Below are 16,753 nucleotides of genomic sequence, written 5' to 3'. Positions count from 1 at the left end.
CGATCAAAGGACTGGATACGATGAAATTGTACGATTACTACCGTTCTTCAGCATCCTATCGGGTGCGAATTGCGTTAAACCTTAAGGGGCTAAATTACCAGCAAGTGCCAGTCTCTCTTATTGACAATGAACAGCTGTCAGAGGCTTATACCACGCTTAATCCCTCTGGACTAGTGCCTGGATGGGATAATGAAAGCAATGGTGTCGGGATCCTCGGACAGTCTCTGGCAATCATTGAATACCTTAATGACCGTTATCCCGACCCACCGCTACTGCCTGACGATTTATGGCAGAAAGCTAAATGCCGAGAGATCGCACTGACCATCGCCTGCGATATCCATCCATTAAACAACCTAAGGGTACTCAATTATCTCAATACCGAACTGGGTGTAAGCCAGAATGAGAAAATGATTTGGTATCACCACTGGCTCAAGCGCGGCTTACAAAACCTTGAAAGACTCGTGAGCCAACAAAAACATCCCTATTGCTGCGGCTCTGGACCCACTCTGGCCGATCTCTGCCTGATCCCCCAGTTATACAATGCCAAACGCTTCGGCTTTGATACCAGACACTACCCACACTTACTGAATATAGAAGCGCATTGCCAAGCACAACCCGCTTTTATTGCTGCACATCCTGATAATAATCTCATTCTGGATAGAAAATATTGATCATGGAGGCTGGCTCACGATGACGACAAAAATACCCTCTGACACAGGCAATGAACCGCAATGTCTGTGGACACCGCAAACAGAGAGGATACATAACAGCCTGCTCTACCAATTTACGCAAATACTGAATCAAAAAATCACATCACCGATTAATGACTACCGCCAACTTCATCAATGGAGCGTGGAGCACAATGAAGCATTTTGGGAACACGTTTGGTCATTCTGCCGCATTGACGGTGCTAAAAAGCCCCCAGTGACCTTCTGCCCTCCTGATAGTACAACACCCGCAAAAGAAACCCAATGGTACCCATATGCGAAACTCAATTTTGCAGAAAATCTATTGAAAAACTGGCACCATCACCCTCACACCGATGCCATTATTTTCCATAGTGAAGGGGATACATCTCGGTGCCAACGCATAACCTGGCAGCAGCTATTCGAGCAAACCTCGCAAGTAGCCAGCTTTCTTCATCAGTCAGGGATCCGTCGCGGCGATGTGGTTGCTGGCTATCTTCCCAACATTCCACAAGCCATTGTCGCCATGTTGGCTACCACATCATTAGGAGCAACGTGGACATCAACGTCACCCGATTTTGGTAGCGACAGCGTTATTGAACGCTTCGGGCAAACCCAGCCTAAGCTGATGTTCTACGCCGATGGCTATTACTACAATGGTGAAGCCCATTACTATCGGGACAAAGTGAATGCTATCGCGCAGCAAGTAGCATCGCTAACACAACTAATAAAAATCCCCTATCTCGCACAATCCGATCCACAAAGACTAAACACAATGGAACAACAAAGCGCCCTCAGTGCCGAGCCTCAGACCCGTTTCAACACCCATGACTGGGCAAACATCTTATCGTCAACAACACCCGGAGAGCTCGGTTTTACCCCTGTGCCATTTAATCACCCGCTCTATATTCTTTACTCCTCAGGCACTACTGGTAAGCCAAAGTGTATCGTTCATAGCGTGGGGGGAACATTGCTTAATCATGTCAAAGAACACCAACTCCATTGTGATATCAAACCCGATGATAGGCTTTTTTACTATACAACCTGTGGTTGGATGATGTGGAACTGGATGGTGTCAGCACTCGCTTCCGACGCGACGCTTGTATTATATGATGGCTCACCTTTCTATCCTGACGAAAATGTACTGTGGGACATGGCGGAACAAGAAGGTATCACCCACTTTGGCACCTCCGCAAAATATCTAGAAGTACTGGAAAAGCAAGGTATTAGTCCCATATCAAATCACACATTCTCGGCACTCAAAAGTGTACTTTCAACCGGTTCAGTCTTAGCCCCTGAGCAGTTTGACTACGTCTATAACGCTATTCACGCCAATATCCAGCTGGCATCTATCTCTGGCGGCACTGACATTTGTGGTTGTTTTGCCATCTGTAATCCCCTAAGTCCGGTATACCGAGGTGAATGCCAAGGACCAGCATTGGGAATGGATGTACAAGTGTACAACGATCAGGCAATGCCTCTGCACCAACAAAAAGGCGAGCTGGTTTGCTGCAACAGCTTTCCTAATCAGCCTTGTGCTTTTTGGGATGATCCGGATGGAGAACGCTATCAGGAGGCCTATTGGAACACCTTCCCCGGCGTATGGCATCATGGGGATTTTATTTCATCCAGCCCAACGGGAGGCATCGTTTTCTATGGCCGTTCTGATACGGTATTAAATCCTGGGGGAATCCGCATCGGAACGGCAGAGATTTACCGTCAGGTTAATCGCCTTGAGGCAATCGCGGATTCGTTGGTGATTGGTCAGGTTATCGGCAACGATGTAAGAGTAGTATTGTTCATTCAGCTCACCAGTGATGCCCAATTTGATAAATCACTGCAAGAGGTAATTTGTGCACGTATACGTAAACAATGTTCACCGCATCATGTCCCTGACGTGATCCTAAACGTACCTGATATCCCTCGAACCAAGTCAGGTAAATTAGCCGAACTAGCCGTTCGAGATATTATTAATAATAAAACGATTAAAAATATCGGTGCGCTGGCCAATCCCGAAGCACTGGATGCGTATAAAAATCGACCTGAATTGGATGTTTCGTAACAACTTAAATCGCGTTACTCATCAACTTTCAGCGTGTGATTAACGCATTGGTAGCGTGAATGATATGATAACAGGAACAATCACGATGAAAACAACGAGTCTATGAAACGTATCCCAACTAATATCATTACCGGCTTCCTTGGTGCTGGTAAAACGACTTCAATTTTATCTCTTTTGGCGCGTAAGCCAGAGAATGAAAAATGGGCCATCCTCATTAATGAGTTTGGTAACGTCGGCGTTGATGGCGCAATCCTTGATCAACAAGGTGCCATTGTGAAAGAAGTCCCTGGCGGTTGCATGTGCTGTGTTGCTGGGCTGCCAATGTCTGTTGGGATCAATGCGCTACTGGCTCAAAAGCCCGACAGATTACTGCTAGAACCAACGGGATTAGGCCATCCCAAAGAGATCATCGCAAAATTAACCTCTGACACATATCGTAATTATATTGATCTGAAAGCCACCATTACCTTGGTTGACCCACGCCACTTCTCAGATACGCTTTATACCGATAATCAAAACTTTCAAGATCAAATCGCACTGGCAGACGTTGTTGTTGCCAATAAAATTGACCAGTGTGTCGACTATGATCTACTGGCTTTTGAAACCTATATTGAACAAATAGAACCACAAAAAATCATGATTGGCCAAGTCGAACAAGGCGAGCTCAAACGAGAATGGCTCGATATCGAACGCTTAGAACGCCATGCAGCCCATAGCCATCACCACCATCATGCGGATTCAGATGACGCAGCCCCGCTTCCAGGCTTTGAATTAGCACCTGGACAGCAGTTTATCCGCAAAGAAAACAGTGGTCAGGGTTATCGTAGCTGTGGTTGGTTTTTTGCCGCCGAACAGATCTTTGACTTCTCTAAGCTATTTTCTTTGTTCTCTAACCTTAATGCCCAGCGCGTAAAGGCTGTTGTAAACACCGAACGTGGCTGTTTTGCATTTAATGTCGTCAATCAAGTGGTATCGATTAACGAACTATCACTTGACGGGTTTGAGTCTCGCATCGAAATCATTGATAAAGAGCCTCTCCCATGGGATGAACTTGAAACCATACTTTGCTCTCTGGCGAGTGAAAAGTAACTCAAAATAGCCACATTGCAATATAAATTGCCACAACAACCAGTGGAAATTATTACAATCTGATTACATACGGCAAGTTGATATAAAAATCAATTTGAACAGCGTTTTTATCAAGCAAGGAGCAACTATGCTAAACCCTGCAACTGCGCAAGCAGTTATCGACCATGCACTGTTTCTCGGTGCAGATTTTGCCGAATTGTTCGTTGAGCACCACCAATCAAGCTCAGTAGAGTTGATTTCAGGAGAAATCGACAAGGTGAACTCTGGCATCGATTTTGGTATCGGTGTTCGCCTGTTTTTCGGCTTCAAAGTCCTCTACGGCTATACCAATAGCACTGACGAGGAAGAGCTTAAACGTGTCACTAGCCTGCTGGCAGCAAAAAATAAACGCGATCAAATCGCAACCGCAGGCTCGCTGAACCTCAGTCGCTATAATAATAGACACCTGTGTCAACAAGCCCTAAGTCAAGGCGCTAATCTTGACGCCAAAATAGCCTTTTTACGTCAATGTGATACGGCAGCTCGTGCAGAAGATGAAAAAATCCATCAGTTCATTGGGCGTATTCTACAACGTGAACAGCAAATCGAGATTTTCAACTCAACAGGCCTGCATATTGGTGACACACGCCACTATACCCGTGTTGCTGCCACCGCTATTGCACAGAATGGCAGCGAACAATCCACCGGTTTTGAAGCGCCGGGCGCATTAACCGGATGGGAGTTTAATGCTCGCCTTGATGCGAATGAACTTGGACACGCTGTCGCCAAACAAGCCATGGTCAAACTGTTTGCTGACAACTGCCCGTCAGGTGAAATGCCAGTCATTATCGGTAATGGATTCGGGGGCGTTATTTTCCACGAAGCCTGTGGCCACTTACTAGAAACCACCTCTGTCGCGAAGAAAGCTTCGGTCTTCCACGATAAGATGGGGGAAATGATTGCTCATCCTGCTGTGAATGCCGTTGATGATGGCACCATGGCCAATGAATGGGGCTCCCTCAACATTGATGACGAAGGCATGGAAACACAGCGCACTCAACTGATCAAAGACGGTAAGCTCACCAGTTTCATGGTTGATCACATGGGATCGCTGAAAACGGGCTATGCCCCGACGGGCTCTGGCCGACGAGAGTCCTACAAGTATGCTCCGACATCACGTATGCGCAATACCTTCATAGAGCCAGGTAACAGCTCGCTCAATGAAATGATCAGCGGCGTTGAGCGCGGTATCTTTGCGAAAAAAATGGGTGGCGGTTCAGTACAACCGGGCACTGGTGAATTCAATTTTGCGGTTCAGGAAGCCTACCTTATCGAAGAAGGTAAGATTACCAAGCCATTAAAATCAGCCACGCTGATCAGCACCGGACCAAAGGTACTGAAAGAAATTTCCATGGTAGGCAGCGATTTCGCCCTCGCCGCAGGTATGTGTGGCTCAGTGAGCGGCTCGGTACCAACCACAGTTGGTCAGCCAGCACTTAAAGTTGACAATATTCTTGTAGGGGGTAACTAATGGCCGATCAACAACAATTACAAAATGCCATTGATCAAGTTCTTGATCGTGTAAAAGCAGCGGGCGCTGAAGCGGATGTTATCGCCAGTGGTAGTCATAACTTTTCGCTGAAAGCCAATGCTGGTGAGCTGGATGAATATAAAGTGACGTCAGGTCAAGTCATTGGCGTCCGCATTGTCAAAGATAGCTGCATCGCAACCAGTTACTCAGAATCGCTTGAACCTGCGAGCCTCGATATGATGGTTAATCAGGCGCTGACTAATGCCACCTTTACTAAAGAAGATGAGCATCAGCAAATCCGCTGCGCAAACAGTACCCTGATAACCAACCAGCCAGAAATCTACCAGACTGATACCGCATCAGTCGATGACAAGATTGCATTAGCACTGGCATTAGAAAGTGGTGTCATTGCTAAACCCTACGCGAGCTCTGCGCCTTATAATGGTTTTGGCGAGTCAGACAGCCAAATTATTTTAGCTAACACACTGGGTACTCGTTGCTACCACCAAGAACGTTCAACCTACTGCTACGCCTATACCTTGTTTGAAAAAGACGGTAAACAATCGATGCACGGTGGCATGTCATCTGGCCGTCGATTTGATCAGCTTGATGCCGACTACTGCGTAAATTACGGTTATGGCATGGCTGAAGCGTTGATTGATGGTGCACCTATCGTAACAGGTAGCTATAGTGTGATCTTCGACCTTAGCTGTTTAAGCAACTTGTTCGGCGCCTTCGGTATGTGCCTATCAGGTCAAGCCGCTATGAAAGGGATCAACCCGTGGCGTGATCAAATTAATCAATCCGTTGCCAGTCCATTATTAACCGTATCAGACACTGCCTATATTGAAGGTGGCTCAGCCATTAAAGCATTTGACAGTGAAGGTTATGCTACCCGAGACAATATTTTAATCGGTGAAGGCCAACTACAGAGCCTGTTACACAATAGCCACACTGCCAGCTTCTTTGGCATTGAGAATACAGCAAACGGGTCACGATCAGCCAAAGGCGGGCTCGGCGTATCAAGCCGTCACACAGTTATTGCACTCGGCACAAGTTCAGAGGCAGAAATCACTGCTGGTGAATATCTGGAGCTAGTAGACCTGCAGGGTGTCCACTCAGGTGCCGATGCGGTAAGCGGTGATTTCTCATTTGGTGCGAGTGGCTTTCTATGTCGCGATGGCAAACGTATTCAACCAATACGTGGGATCACTGTTGCAGGTAACTTCTATCAAATGATCAAAGCAATCGATGCCGTTGGTGACAATTTACAGCACGATCATTCCCGTGATTTCTTTGCCCCAATGATTCGCTTTAATAAATTGAGTATTGCGGGTAAATAACACGTTCTCGTCACGAATATCTTCAAGCGGGCAATGCCCGCTTTTTTCCGCTATCACTTACAATAATGATAATTATATCTATTACGATAACCCGCCACGCTGTTCAAAATACCGCCACAAAACTCATAACTACTTTATTTTTTATATTTTTTATTCCTTCTTGACATACCCCTGACATAAGGCGCATAGTATTTTCAACCAGAGAGGCCTTTAACATAAGATTAATCAGTCACCTAGCCACTCATTACCAGTGGAAAGATGACCACTCTTGATAGTTCGGCAATGCATTATGCCGATATAGATAGATCTTGTTTTTAGTATGTTAATTGCGCTCTTGTAAAAAGCAGTTTAACTCTTGATGTAATCAAAAAATAAAAAATGGAGAAAATCATGAAACGCTCTCTTGCACTAGCTACTGGCCTAATTCTTAGTACTACTCTTATGGGCTGCTCTAACTCAGAACAAGCAGAACAACTTAGCCAGCTAAGCAATAACATTGATACTCTTTCTCAGCAAGTTGCAAGCATTCAAGCTCAACAAGATGTAATGGCAGGCGCTATTGCTGATTCTGTTGCTGCATCTGATGTGGCTTACCAAGAAGCAGTACGCGCTAACCAACGTGTCGACAACGTTGCTAAGTCATACACTAAATAATTAAATCACTGCACGTTTACCGTGCTCAGTGCTTTGAATAAAAAAGTGGCACACCTGTTTTAATCAACAGATAGCGCCACTTTTTTGTTAGCTCAATCTTCCAGCACACAACAGATACTCGGTGTTATCCAATCGCCTTATCAGGATCAACCTGACCATAGGTGTTAATGCTTGCCTCGCCTAATTCAGGCTCCAAGTAGTCCCGCATCATATCTATCGATTCCGCTTCCCACATACATTGGCACAGTGTGAGTCGTTCAACCACCATCGTCGAATGCAACCGCATTCCCGCAGGAGGATGCGTCAATGCTCCACTGGCCTTCTGCCAAAAGAGTTCAGGATCCGTTATTTCATGTTGAATCATAATGAACATTATTTTCCTCTTCTGACTGACAGTGGCAAGTAAACGAATTAAGTGTTATCCATCACGACAAGCTCAGGTTGAACAGCCAATATTTTCTCTAATAGCCGATCACTGGCAATCGCTTTAGTATTGTTGGCGAAGTTATACATCACAACCTTCGCTTGACCCACTGTCGTCACTTTACCCTGTTGCTTGCTGACAATAATATATTCCATCGTAAAACGATCTCGTTGCATTTCAGAAACTCGACTCCCAACAAGCAAAGTATCAGGATAGGTAACAGGCAATTTATAGCGACTTGTCGTCTCACTCAAAATAGGCCCTATATACGTCGCCTTCATTTCTTCCATCAAACCCACTTTACTGAAGTAATCCAATCGAGCCGTTTCAAAATAACGAAAATACACCACATTATTGACATGATTTAGAGCATCCATTTCACCCCATGCGACAGGGATCTCTGAAATCACAGGGTAACCATCGAGTAGCGTCTTCATGACTTTTTCCTTGTCTGTTGTATAAAACCTGAATTTAAACAACTGTTCGATTATTAACCGTATACCTTCGTATACATTTTTGCAACAAGTACATTCTATAAGCAATCTCAGTGGTTAGCACTAGCACGTTCATCTCGTATCTCACAGCAAAACGAATAAGATTTAAACAGTTATGAAAGCGGCGTGTGAATTTTCAGCGGTAAACCCGCATAAGCCTTAATTTATAAGGGTTCAGCATTGATTTTAAGGTATCCTTACCCACCTTTTTATAACCTGACGGTATGAGCCTAATGCTTGCCCGGTGGGTTCAACATGGGCAGCACAGCCTGTTGCAATGATTTAAATTATGCTTTACGACAACAATCTACCAATTCGATACCCTAAGGGGACCTTCGCGATGACCACGGTATACAGTTTTACCGGTGCGTCCATCCTTGCATCCATTATATTTTCTCTCCTGCTTTTCCTGTCTATCGATGAAGATCCTGTTATGCAGATCTTATTCGGGGGCTTAGCGGTGATCTTTGAACTCGGCAAATTCTTTGCCTGGTATGAATTTGGTGAACGTCGAGCACGCCGTAATTATACCGGTGCCATTTCTGCCTTTGCCTTTTATGCCGTACTAGCTGCAATCTCAATTGGTGGTTCAGTAGGTGGCATTAATAGCGCGACCAATCAGGCTCAGAGTCATGTCAATGTTCAGCAAAGCAAAATCAACAACTATAATATGCAAATCAAATCTATTGAGGAGCAAATTGAGCTGAATAATGTTGCGGCTGAAAAATACATTCAAATGGAACGTATTGCCACTGGCGTAACTCGTATCCAACATCAAAACGAAAAACTTCGTGAACAACAACTAGCACTCGCAGCTGAACGTGATAGCCTGCCCGTTGTAAGTCAGGGGTCGGTCATTGGCCTTATCGACAGCCTTGCCACTTCACTGAATGTAAAAACACAAACAGCTCAGCTTGGACTGGTTGTTTTCCTTTCGGTATTGCTCGACTTTTTCGCCGCTTTCTTTGTTGGCCTGATCGGTGAAGAGCAACGTTTCCGTAATCAGTTCCGTCGGATAAAGCCTATTACGATTGACGCTTATTCTACTCATGAAACCAAGGAACCTGAGTTGCTCACAAATCAGTTCTCGTCTGATACAAACGAGTCACATCACGATGAACAACCAGTGGAACCCGTGAAACCTAAAAGCCTTTATGAGCAAGCTATTGAGGCATTGAGCAGCAATAAAGTTAACTGCACTAAACGAGCGGTAACACGTTACCTCAACGCCAGCAACGAAGAGGTCGACGACATCTTCAAGCTATTTATGGATGAAGGCATCGTCAGTAAAAAGCCAAATAATCACTATCAGTGGCACGGTGTTGCAGAAAGTTAATTTTTCTAGTTTGGTATTATGACCTGTCAATTTTAGACTGACAGTGAAACAAAAAGCCCGAACATCATCACATGTTCGGGCTTTTTGTATATATAGACAATATCGTCACATGCACATCTCTGAGTCAATCCATTTACGCTCAGAAATTTAAACTAGTGCATTACAGACCTTTTCGATACTGCGCCTTGGTGGTCGGAGCAATTATAGTGTCAATGGATGTCGCTATTGAGCGGTCTTGGGTCAACTGTTGATTAAAAGCAGCAACAAGACCCGCTTTATCGATGCCGACCTGTGTCGCGGTTTTAATGTCGCGCAGATCAACCATAAACCCATCAAACTGATCAGCCAGATCAGACACGATATCAGTATTTAAGAAGTTCTCCTGACTGTACAACGCATTGTGATCACCTCGCTGCTTGTCTACGATAAATGACGCACTCTTCATGCTTAGGATCGAGGCTGACTTATCACACTTACGCAAGCATTTCTCATCAAAACGCTTCTTCTTGCACCCTACTGTTTGATGGAACAAACATTGACGACTGGTCAGCAGCATAATAGGGTGGTAAATACTGTAATACAGCGTAAAGTTATCTGGTTTCACTAACTGCTTAATTTGGTATCGGTTAATTTCATTCGATACAAACGCACCAACGCAATTAAACTCGTCTTTCAAACACTGCAAGCTGTAAGAGTTTGTTATGTTCATTTGGGGGCCTGCAACCCACTCAATTCCTAGCTGACAAGCCGCATACCCCACCCCGTTATTGTTTGTCACAATGCGAGCCGGTTTCACGGCCTGTAAAAACTCGACAGCTGCGTGATAATTATCACCAATCAATATGGCCGGGAACCAAGGCACTAATGTGGTATGAGCTTCAAACAAAGCCACCATGTCCTTAAGAGTTGCAGCCAGCGCCTCAGGTAACTGATAGCATACCGTGGTGTTCTCCGCCTGTACCAAAGGTATATCAGCTTGAGATGCAATAAGCACATGTAGATTGGGTTGTATTGTTGGCAATTGTGATGCTTTAACACGCTCTGGAAGCTCAACAGGTTCCACAAATTGCTGTCCGTTATTCAGGTTAGCAATTATCTGCTCCTTCATCACCCTCAGCTCTTTATAGGATAAATACAGTCCCGCATTAAACTCTGTCAGATCAAGCGAGGCTAACTCGTACCCACCGCAGGCAAAACTATTCACCCATTTAGTGATGCTTTCCTCATCCACTGTAAACTTATTGCTTACTAATACTGGCGCCAGTGATTTCACCTCAAACATGCTATCCGAAGAGGTGATAACAGCAACCAACGGTTGCCCTTCTGTCGAGATAACTTTAACGGTTAGGGCTAGTGGGCCGGTATCTAACACCTGAGTTTTAGCATCAACCAGCTGGATAATATTGGTCTTATCATCATAAAGCTTTTTCTTGACTATCTGTACATCGCCCGCTGACTGGCAACTATAGATTTTCGTAAAATGCTTAACAGAATGATCGCGGGGATTATCAATAAACATATCTTTATTGATATCACCTTTTAGATAAGCATTAGAAAAATCGCGATTGAATACGGTATACAATTCAGATGTATCGGTTAATAGCGAATCCTGCTGACAGTAATTATCAATCTGCTGACGCCAATTATCCACCACCGTATACACATAGTGAGATTTTTTGATCCGTCCTTCGACTTTAAGCGAATAAACCCCAGCATCCGCTAGCGCATTCATATCACCAAACGCTGAGTTATCTTTCAAATTCAGCGGATAATTTTTACCCGCTTGCGTTGTTTGGTATTGATCTCGACATGGCTGGCTACAACGACCTCGGTTACCTGAGTTACCATTTCGAACAGAACTGATATAGCACAGACCGGAAAAACCAATACAATATGAGCCATGAACAAACACTTCCATTAGGATGTCGTGTTGATGCCCAAACGTCGCTAATTGTTTAATTTCATTGATGTTCAGTTCACGTGATAAATTCACGCGAGAAGCGGTCAACTGCTTAAGAAAGCTGATCTGTCCTTCATTGTGGGTATTAGTTTGTGTTGAAGCATGGACATCCAGCGAAGGAAAATGGTGTTTAAGGATATAAAACAATCCCATATCCTGGACAATTACACCATCGATCTGCGTATTCACTAGCTTATTCAGCAACCGCACCAACGCTGGTATTTCACTCTCAAGAATGACGATATTCAGAGTAAGAAAGATTTTACAATCATACTGATGAGCCAAGCGAACAATGCCATAGAGCGTATCAAAAGTCAGATTAGTGGCCCGATTTCGCGCATTGAAGTTATCGAGCCCACAGTAAATCGCATCAGCGCCTGCAATAATCGCAGCCTTGATTGACTCAATATCACCACCCGGTGCCAATAGCTCAAATTGTTTTTTCATTACGCCACTACCTACTTGCCAACCGCAATATCAAAGGGGGCGTATTCTACGTGTTTCATCGGCTAAATGCCATTAATGTGCTGTCTAGCCCCAGCTCTGATGAATGGCTATTATGGCCAAGAAAAAACCAGCGCAATGCGCTGGTTCTAAATTAGCAAGACACTTTGATAGATTACGTTGCGCTAGCGACATCGTCTCGCTTTTCAGCAAGTACATTCGATACCTCTATCGGTAACTTCTGCATGACATAATCACCAGGTGCTGCTGCTCTGACGGGATAATTAGTGCTGCCTGATTCACGAGCATTCACAGGCTCCGCTTCTTCAAATTCAGATAACCATTTATTCCAGTGAGTCCACCATGAACCATCATGACGTTTTGCACCATCCATCCATGCTTCAGGATCTTTTACGGGTTTACCATTCGTCCAAAAACCATACTTGTTCTTCTCCGGATGATTCACAATACCGGCGATATGACCAGACTCACCCAGAACAAAGGTAGACTTACCACCTAAGCACTGAGCGCCACGATATGTCCCTTGCCACAGCGCGATATGATCTTCCTGTGTCGAGATAAAGTATGTCGGTATCTTAATCTTTGCCAGATCAATGTACACCCCAGCAATTTTAATCCCTTTTGGATCAACCAACTTATTATCAAGGTAGAACTGTCGTAGCAAAGTACTATGGCAAGCAACAGCAACATTAGTACTATCACCGTTCCAGTAGAGTAAATCAAAATCGATTGGACTGTTGCCTTTCAAGTAATTGTTGATGTAATAGTTCCAATACAGGCTATTTTCACGCAACAAACTGAACGTCACGCTCAATGAGCGCCCATCCATATACCCTTTAGCTTCATTCTGAGCTTCAATCGCAGAGATAATAGGGTCATTAATATAAGCCCCAATTTCTCCTGGCTGAGAGAAATCCAGCAGTGTTGTAAAGAAAGTAGCTGACTTGATTCGGCTACGCATACGCTTTGCTGAATAATAAGCTAACGCGGTGGCAAGTAAGGTGCCACCAATGCAATAACCTGCCGCATTGATCTGTTTTTCACCCGTAATATCTTCGATTATATCAACCGCTTTTACTACGCCATCAACAACGTAGTCATCAAAGTCAATATCAAACATACTGGCATCAGGGTTACGCCATGACATCATGAAGACAGTGTGACCTTGCTCAACCAACCAGCGTACCATTGAGTTCTTCTCTCGAAGATCCAAAATGTAATACTTATTGATGAACGGTGGCACGACAAGTAGCGGAGTTGAATTTACATTTTCAGTAAGAGGTTTATATTGAATCAATTCAAACAAATGATTCTTATAAACAATATCACCGGGTGTATTAGCAACATTTTCTCCAAGCTTGAAAGCGGCATCGTTGGTCATGCGGATCTTTAGCACATCAGCACTCGATTGCATGTCCTGTTGCAACAACTCCATACCTTTGATCAAATTTTCACCATTACTTTCAACCGTTAGCTTAGCAAGCTCAGGATTGGTCGTAATAAAATTTGAAGGAGACATCGCATTAATTGCCTGACGAGAAAAGAAATTCAACCGTTCTTTTGCTTTGTCGTCAAGACCATCAATTGAGTCGATCGTTGTTTTCATCGTATTGCTAAACAGCAAATACGATTGCTTTATATAATTATAAAACGCTTCATTTTCCCACGCAGGGTCTGTGAAACGTTTGTCATCTTTTTCAGGCTTAATAAGATCAGCATCGTTACCTGTTTTCATGGTCACGTTTTGCCAGATCTTCATCTGATTTTCCCACCAATCCATTTGCACTTGTGCAAGAACGGTTGGTTGCGCTGCGGCTTTTTCTAATAGTTTGGTTGTATCATTCAAACTAATTTCGTTGAGCGCTTTATTAAGGGGAGAGCTCATGGCGACTTTGCCGGAATCCAGTTCTTTCCACCATATCTGGTTCATTTCCTGGAGCTTGGTAAAGTAGTCCGAAAAGAAATTATGATTCATTACAATGACCTCTAAATTAGGGCTAATAAAGCCGCCTCTTGGCAGAGGCGGCTATTTGGTCATTATATTAAGCTGGAGTAGCCTGTTTTACGTTCTCTGCCACTAGCTCTTCTACTTCAGTCTTGAAGCTCTGCGCAACAGCATTAAACTTATTGCTATCATCAATTAACTGCTGAGATAGCTTGGTTAGGGTTTCTAGCTGCTGGCTATTAAACTCCGCAAAAGATTGCACATCTTTCACTTCACTGACTGCCTTAAGCTGAGACAGGCCAAGTTCACTGTAAGCGCGTACTGCTGCTAATTGAAGCTCTGTCAGCTCTTCAACATTCTTAGTAAAAAGTTTATTGAATTTTACATATGGCGCTAGAGATTTTTCAGTCTGCTCAGAGAAAGATTTAAACATTTCCGTATACATAGCTTGTTTCCTTCATTTCAAGTAATAAGATTGTCACCCGGTCTAGAGCATTCCAGACACAGTGGCTTAATCGATTAAACATTTTTTAGTACAACAGCTGTACCCATACCGCCACCAACACAGAGTGTTGCAAGACCATGTTCAGTGCCGCGACGACGCATTTCATGCAAAAGGCTAACAATAATACGGTTGCCCGATGCACCCAGTGGGTGGCCTAGCGCAATGGCGCCACCATTCACATTCGAGCGCTCAGCCAAGTCTTCGACCTGAGTATTAAGTTCATCAGCAAGCTCATGAAGTACACCTAAGGCCTGGCCAGCAAACGCTTCGTTAAATTCAAAAAGTCCAATAGAATCAATAGATAGATCAGCTTTATTAAGTGCTTTAACAACAGCGGGCACTGGCCCTAATCCCATGATTTCTGGTGCCACACCAGCTTGAGCATAACTTTCAATTTCTGCCAGCGGTGTTAACCCATATTTTGCAACTGCCGCTTCTGAAGCCACAATGATTGCGCTCGCACCGTCATTAATCCCTGAAGCATTACCCGCAGTCACTGACCCCCCTTCTTTCTTGAAGGCTGGACGTAGGTTTGCTAGTGCTTCAATGGAGGCATCGGCTTTGGGATATTCATCAGTGTCGACAACATTTGTTGCACGACGAACAGTGACCTCAACAGGGGCGATTTCATCAACGAATTTACCTTGTTCAATAGCCGTGACCGCTTTTTGCTGGCTGGCTAGTGCAAAGTTGTCCTGCTGCTCACGGGTCAAACCGACTTTTTCAACAACGTTCTCTGCCGTCACTCCCATATGATACTTGTTGAAAACATCAGTCAAACCATCAGAAATAAGCAGATCGGTCAGTTCCAAATTACCCATTTTCTGGCCATCCCGGATAGCAGAGGAGGCACAAAATGGAATTTGAGACATATTCTCAGCACCTGCGGCCACAACGAGCTCTGCATCACCCGCTTTGATGTGTGCAGCAGCATCCATCACTGCTTTCATTCCAGAACCACATACCATATTCAGGCTATATGCTGGAACTTCTTGTGGAATACCCGCAAACAATGCAGCTTGGCGACCAGGTCCCATTCCTTGACCCGCTCCAATCACATTACCAAGAATAACTTCATCTATATTTGCGGGATCAACGTTAGCTTCAGCCAACGCAGCTTTAATAGCAACAGCTGCCAACTGGGTCGCTGATACTGTCTTTAGTGCACCATTAAAACTACCAAGTGGAGTACGTTTTGCTGCAACAATATATACTTTAACCATGATTTTTTGCGTCCTTTCTTTCACTACTCAATTAAACCATTAGTGCATGTACAAACCGCCATTCACTGACAAGGTTTCACCAGTGATATAAGCTGCAGCATCGCTCGCGAGGAAAGTCACAGCAGCGGCAACTTCTGCTGGCGCGGCAAGACGTTTCATTGGAATTTCAGCTTTGATGCTATCTAATACTTCTGGCTTAATAGCCTCAACCATTGGCGTACCGGTATACCCCGGCGCAATCGCATTTACCGTCACTCCGGCACGCGCACCTTCCGCGGCAAGAGCCTTAGTAAAACCAATCATCCCTGCTTTAGCCGCTGAGTAATTTGCTTGACCAAACTGTCCTTTTAGGCCATTAACCGATGAGATGTTGATAATACGTGCGTTACCATGTTCGCACATGGAAGCAAATAGAGGCTGTGTGACATTAAATAAGCTATTAAGGTTTGTCGTGATGACCTCATTCCACTGCTCTTTTGTCATACGCTTAAACGTTGTATCACGTGTGATGCCAGCATTATTAACCAATACATCAATGTTACCTTCATCTTGCAATAATGTTGCTAGCGCTTCTTCACAGTAAGTCGCATCCGTAACATCAAGAGGAAATAATCTCACTTGTTCTTCTGAATAATTATTCTCTTTAAACCACTCTTTTGCTTTAGCTTCACCACTTGGAAAATACGTGGCAATAACACGATATCCTGCATCAACCAATCCCTTAGTGATTGAAGAACCAATACCACCTTTCGCACCAGTTACTAATGCTTTTTTACTCATTACAAAAGACTCCATTCCATCATGATGATGACATATAACCAATACTGACAATCACTTATATGCAACCTGTCGTTAAAGACCACTAACCAACGTGAACTGTTATTCAGTTCTATAATTTATCTTTTTGTATCCTAGCGTGTGAAAAAGACACTTAAGTGACCTTGTCATTGCATTTACATTATAAGAACACATGCACATATCAATATCAATACAGGGCATCAATGGTCGTACCAATATTCCTGAATAGAATCACACATAAACATTGAAACAAATTTAA

General features: G+C 44.1%; 14 protein-coding genes. 7 read left to right on the top strand and 7 right to left on the bottom strand.

Annotated features, from left to right (window positions below):
- Nucleotides 1–20: 20 nt before the first annotated feature.
- The 6 genes from maiA (at nucleotide 21) to L4D12_RS16025 (ending at nucleotide 7,344) form a co-directional block, all read left to right on the top strand.
- A complete protein-coding gene (gene maiA, locus L4D12_RS16050) occupies nucleotides 21–671 on the top strand; it encodes a maleylacetoacetate isomerase (RefSeq protein ID WP_428448861.1) in 651 nt (216 codons plus the stop codon).
- A 19-nt stretch (nucleotides 672–690) separates the two neighbouring features.
- Nucleotides 691–2,748 (top strand): acetoacetate--CoA ligase, encoded by a 2,058-nt coding sequence (locus L4D12_RS16045; protein ID WP_428448860.1) that lies wholly within the window; start codon nucleotides 691–693, stop codon nucleotides 2,746–2,748.
- 102 nt (nucleotides 2,749–2,850) lie between these two features.
- Nucleotides 2,851–3,837: a CobW family GTP-binding protein gene (locus tag L4D12_RS16040; protein ID WP_428448859.1), complete on the top strand. Its 987-nt coding sequence runs from the start codon at nucleotides 2,851–2,853 to the stop codon at nucleotides 3,835–3,837.
- 127 nt (nucleotides 3,838–3,964) lie between these two features.
- A complete protein-coding gene (locus tag L4D12_RS16035; RefSeq protein ID WP_428448858.1) occupies nucleotides 3,965–5,347 on the top strand; it encodes a TldD/PmbA family protein in 1,383 nt (460 codons plus the stop codon).
- The gene (locus L4D12_RS16030) at nucleotides 5,347–6,690 is read left to right on the top strand and encodes a TldD/PmbA family protein (protein WP_428448857.1); all 1,344 of its coding nucleotides are present in this window, start codon (nucleotides 5,347–5,349) and stop codon (nucleotides 6,688–6,690) included. The genes L4D12_RS16035 and L4D12_RS16030 overlap by 1 nt, the downstream gene beginning before the upstream one ends.
- 390 nt (nucleotides 6,691–7,080) lie before the next feature.
- Nucleotides 7,081–7,344 carry an Lpp/OprI family alanine-zipper lipoprotein gene (locus L4D12_RS16025; protein WP_428448856.1) on the top strand — a complete coding sequence of 88 codons (264 nt, stop codon included), beginning with the start codon at nucleotides 7,081–7,083 and terminating at the stop codon, nucleotides 7,342–7,344.
- A 124-nt stretch (nucleotides 7,345–7,468) separates the two neighbouring features.
- Here the strand turns inward: L4D12_RS16025 and L4D12_RS16020 are convergent, their stop codons facing one another.
- Together L4D12_RS16020 and L4D12_RS16015 are read right to left on the bottom strand one after the other, a co-directional pair.
- Complete coding sequence (locus L4D12_RS16020; protein ID WP_428448855.1) at nucleotides 7,469–7,717, bottom strand: hypothetical protein; 249 nt, start codon at nucleotides 7,715–7,717, stop codon at nucleotides 7,469–7,471.
- 38 nt (nucleotides 7,718–7,755) lie between these two features.
- On the bottom strand, nucleotides 7,756–8,205 hold the full coding sequence (locus tag L4D12_RS16015; RefSeq protein ID WP_428448854.1) for an acyl-CoA thioesterase: 450 nt from the start codon (nucleotides 8,203–8,205) through the stop codon (nucleotides 7,756–7,758).
- Between the two features lie 397 nt (nucleotides 8,206–8,602).
- Between L4D12_RS16015 and L4D12_RS16010 the strand changes: the two genes are divergently transcribed.
- Nucleotides 8,603–9,598, top strand: coding sequence for a Preprotein translocase subunit SecY (locus tag L4D12_RS16010; protein ID WP_428448853.1), 996 nt, complete (start codon nucleotides 8,603–8,605; stop codon nucleotides 9,596–9,598).
- A 160-nt stretch (nucleotides 9,599–9,758) separates the two neighbouring features.
- On the opposite strand, the gene L4D12_RS16005 is transcribed toward L4D12_RS16010, so the two are convergent.
- The 5 genes from L4D12_RS16005 to L4D12_RS15985 all read right to left on the bottom strand — a co-directional run bounded on the left by L4D12_RS16005 (nucleotide 9,759) and on the right by L4D12_RS15985 (nucleotide 16,476).
- The gene (locus L4D12_RS16005; RefSeq protein WP_428448852.1) at nucleotides 9,759–12,005 is read right to left on the bottom strand and encodes a peptidase U32 family protein; all 2,247 of its coding nucleotides are present in this window, start codon (nucleotides 12,003–12,005) and stop codon (nucleotides 9,759–9,761) included.
- A gap of 172 nt (nucleotides 12,006–12,177) precedes the next feature.
- Complete coding sequence (phaC, locus tag L4D12_RS16000; protein ID WP_428448851.1) at nucleotides 12,178–13,998, bottom strand: class I poly(R)-hydroxyalkanoic acid synthase; 1,821 nt, start codon at nucleotides 13,996–13,998, stop codon at nucleotides 12,178–12,180.
- Nucleotides 13,999–14,065: 67 nt separating this feature from the next.
- The gene (locus L4D12_RS15995; protein WP_428448850.1) at nucleotides 14,066–14,413 is read right to left on the bottom strand and encodes a phasin family protein; all 348 of its coding nucleotides are present in this window, start codon (nucleotides 14,411–14,413) and stop codon (nucleotides 14,066–14,068) included.
- Between the two features lie 74 nt (nucleotides 14,414–14,487).
- A complete protein-coding gene (locus tag L4D12_RS15990) occupies nucleotides 14,488–15,696 on the bottom strand; it encodes an acetyl-CoA C-acetyltransferase (RefSeq protein WP_428448849.1) in 1,209 nt (402 codons plus the stop codon).
- A gap of 39 nt (nucleotides 15,697–15,735) precedes the next feature.
- Nucleotides 15,736–16,476 (bottom strand): SDR family oxidoreductase, encoded by a 741-nt coding sequence (locus L4D12_RS15985; RefSeq protein ID WP_428448848.1) that lies wholly within the window; start codon nucleotides 16,474–16,476, stop codon nucleotides 15,736–15,738.
- Nucleotides 16,477–16,753: the final 277 nt, after the last annotated feature.

The organism is Photobacterium nomapromontoriensis (genome assembly GCF_050336815.1).
Taxonomy (GTDB): domain Bacteria; phylum Pseudomonadota; class Gammaproteobacteria; order Enterobacterales; family Vibrionaceae; genus Photobacterium; species Photobacterium nomapromontoriensis.
Note: the sequence above shows the minus strand (reverse complement) of the source record. Positions and strands in the feature narration are given on the sequence as shown.